This is a genomic window from Tenacibaculum sp. SG-28, assembly GCF_002954385.1.
Classification (GTDB): Bacteria; Bacteroidota; Bacteroidia; order Flavobacteriales; family Flavobacteriaceae; genus Polaribacter.
Genome location: NZ_MQVY01000014.1, coordinates 1 through 2,421 on the forward strand (window position 1 = coordinate 1; position 2,421 = coordinate 2,421).

3 protein-coding genes are annotated in these 2,421 nt (G+C 30.3%); all 3 read left to right on the forward strand.

The window, feature by feature from the left end; translation table 11 throughout:
• The coding region (locus BSU00_RS12725) for an ATP-grasp domain-containing protein (RefSeq protein ID WP_233188748.1) at positions 1-930 on the forward strand (930 nt) is incomplete at its 5' end.
• A 38-nt stretch (positions 931-968) separates the two neighbouring features.
• Positions 969-1,634, forward strand: a complete 666-nt coding sequence (locus tag BSU00_RS12730; protein ID WP_105004711.1) for a hypothetical protein — start codon at positions 969-971, stop codon at positions 1,632-1,634.
• Positions 1,635-1,947: 313 nt separating this feature from the next.
• Entirely contained in the window at positions 1,948-2,421 is a 474-nt protein-coding gene (locus tag BSU00_RS12735) for a hypothetical protein (RefSeq protein WP_105004712.1), read from the forward strand.

The window sequence follows — 2,421 nt, forward strand, 5'->3', positions numbered from 1 at the left end:
TTGATAGAACCTAAACACATGAGAATAATTTATTGCGATAGTGTATTCGATAATAAAATAATCGAGTCTGATTATGAAGAAGAAAAAAATTCTGCTATTAAAGCTGGATTTGATTTTTCTCTAATCAGTTTCGAAGAATTAACGAATGGTAATATTGCAACAGCTCTGAGGTTCGTAAAAGAAACTGAAAGTAAAGAATTTGGAATATATCGAGGATGGATGCTTACTCCAACTCAATATCAAAACTTATACGATGGTCTTTTAAAAAAGAATATCGAATTAATCAATTCACCAACTGAGTATAAGCATTGTCACTACTTGCCTAACTCATATGACAAAATAGAATCGAAAACTCCAAAATCTAATTGGACAAAAGAATTGAATGATGATTCTATATTTAAACTTACAGGAGAATTTGGAGACAGTTCAATAATCGTGAAAGACTTTGTGAAATCTGAAAAACATAATTGGGATGAAGCTTGCTTCATTCCAAACGCATCCAATTCTGATAAAGTAAAATCCATTGTTGACAAATTCATAGAATTGAGAGGAGATTCCTTAAATGAAGGATTAGTATTCAGAAAATTCGAAGAACTCGAGTATTTAACCGAACATTCAAAAAGTGGAATGCCCCTAACCAAAGAGTTTAGAATCTTCTTTGCAAATAATAAAATAGTTAAAGTATTTGACTATTGGGATGAGGGAGAATACGGAGAAACAAAACCAGAACTTGATGATTTTATTGATATTGCTAAAAACATTGATAGCAAATTCTTTACAATGGATGTTGCTCAAAAAAAGAATGGGGATTGGATTATTATGGAACTTGGAGACGGACAAGTCGCTGGATTACCTGACAATGCAGATAGAAACGAATTTTATAATAAACTAAAAGAAAACGCACTACAACAAGGTGTAAAAATGCATTAAAACGCATTTTACACTAAACGTTGTACACAATTTGAGAAATGAACAAATATGATAAAATTGGAATTGGATTAATAATAATTGGATTTTTGTTTCCAATGTTTGTCTTTATGGGATTTATAATCGGGTTTCCGATTTTTATCATTGGAGTAATTTCTCTACTCTTTGGAACATTTAAACTAAAGAAAAAGTTATTATGGATTTTGACACCTTTGGTTTTGTTCTATCCAACCTCAAAAGCAGTTTATGAAATATCATTTTACTTCGCTGACATTCAGAAAGTGGATTTAATTTTACCAGCAAACTACAAAGGAACTGCAATAATTATTGACAATACTGATTTCGGTCAAAAATTTGACAAAAAGAATCGTCGAGAACAAATTGAGTTTGACGAAAATGGAATTGCTTTTTATCCAACTGAATTGGAATTACAAAGCTCTCGATTTAGGGTTTTTACCAAGCAAAAGAACGGAGAATTAAAAAGAATCTTGTTGAGTTCTAAAAGTACTGACAAAACAACACTTCTTGCTTATGGAGAAAGTAGTTTTGAAAAGATAATCGAATCTGAAAACAAGCATATTCCATACGATTTTGTTAGAATTGGAGAAAATTTCACGGAACAAACCAATTCGGAAAAAAGGTGTGAATTAATTGATTTAATCAAAAAAGGAGAAATAAAAACTGTGTACAACACCGTGTATAATTAATTGCGGCTGAATTTGCAACAGGCGAATGCAACCTTTATATATATATATATTTGGATTACGGCGGAAAATGGCTGAGTCTTTCCAAGTAACTAATTATACACAAATCCGTTAGGTTTAATAGCTCCGAGTGGTCTTACGGATGAATTTCTCCATGAATTACGGAGTTGGACGGAAAAGAAAAATAAATTACTTAATTATAAAAAATAAATATACTTTTACTTGCCGAATAGCCGTATGTACCACTTTCAAATTTTATAAAATTTGAACTGTATTAAAGCCTAATTTAGCTAAACCTTTAAAAACAATTAAATAAATGAATTTTAAAAAAAGAATTTTAGTTTTAATCCTTAATTTATTTTTTATTGCTTGCTCTGAAGAAGAAAATATTGAAATCTCTAGAGAAGAACTTATGGTTAATAAAACCTGGACTTTTAAAAAAATAGAAATAATTGATATTCAAGACTCTGGAGGCTCTTTGCTCACCAAAGCTCAAATTGAGAAAAAAATAAATGATTTTTCTAGCGGAAATGGTGAGACTATATTCTTTAGACCAGATAAAACTGGATACTCAACTTCCATTTATGGAATTGAAGAATGGACATGGGATATTAATTCTGACAATCAAATAGAATTAATATTTGAAAATTCAAACAACTATGTTGTTCACAATAATTTTAATGTTACCAACTCCCGTTTAAGCTATGAAATTCCATTCGCAGTTTATGACTCAATTACATCTAATGAAGTACTTGAAGTACTTGCGTTCGGAACTACAATTTGGGAGTAA